General features: G+C 58.0%; 1 protein-coding gene. It reads right to left on the bottom strand.

All coding sequences use genetic code 11. The features are described 5' to 3' along the window. A partial coding sequence (locus B5G37_RS15420) for a hypothetical protein (protein ID WP_158099452.1) occupies positions 1-860 on the bottom strand: 860 nt, incomplete at both ends.

Below are 860 nucleotides of genomic sequence, written 5' to 3'. Positions count from 1 at the left end.
TGTACCGTTACCGGTACATTGAAGTTAAAATCTGTCTCGCTCCAGTCGAACACCGGGATGCTGCGCACCGTCTTTTCCTGGGTGGTCACAGTGGCCAGCTTGTCCACCGCCTGGGCCTGAAACTGGTGGGGCTTGGTATAGTCCAGGCCGGTGAGGGTGACCGTAGCGGTGTAGGAGTTGCCGGATTTGCTCACCGTCATGGCTTTGTACTGGCTGTATGCGCCTCCATCCACCCGGTACCGATACCGGACGGTCAGGGTGTTGGTCACCGCCCCAAAGCTGGCATTGAAGAAATTCCCCGACACCCGGAAAACAAACTTTCCCGTGGCGTCCGGCACGCCATCCCCCAGGTTGCAGGTCAGCTTGGTGTAGTTAACCAGTGTCTTGGTGACGGTTTTGGTGGTGGTGTTTCCTCGGGAATCGGTGACAGTAAAGGTAAAGTTCCCGTTCTCCACGTCCTGCATGGTGCCGTCGGCTGTGAGGGACTTGCTGCCGCAGGTCACTTTTTTGCTCTTGATGGTGGCATATTTCACCGCCGCCGCTCCAAAGGTCACCTTGGCATCCGAGTAGTATTTCACCAGCTTGGAGCTGTCCCCGGTGAGGGCCACGGTGGCGCTGTTTCCATCCACCACTGTTGGGCTCAGGGTGGGGGATGGGCTGGCAATGGTCAAGGTGCGATCCACGCACTTGATGAAGGTCTGACCGCCCACCACCGACTTCAAGTAAAACCGGACGGTGGCAGTGTTGCTGGTTGTGCTCACCTTTTGCAGATTGGCCTTTTCCGTGCTGGTAAAGGTGAAGGTGTAGGAGCTGCCGGTGGCGGTGCGATACGCCGCCAGGGTGGTATCTCCGTCCACGGT

Origin of the sequence: Pseudoflavonifractor sp. An85, from assembly GCF_002161235.1 — a bacterium.
GTDB lineage: Bacteria > Bacillota > Clostridia > Oscillospirales > Oscillospiraceae > Enterenecus.
The sequence above is the reverse complement of the archived record's forward strand: the minus strand, read 5'-3'. Positions and strand labels throughout refer to the sequence as shown.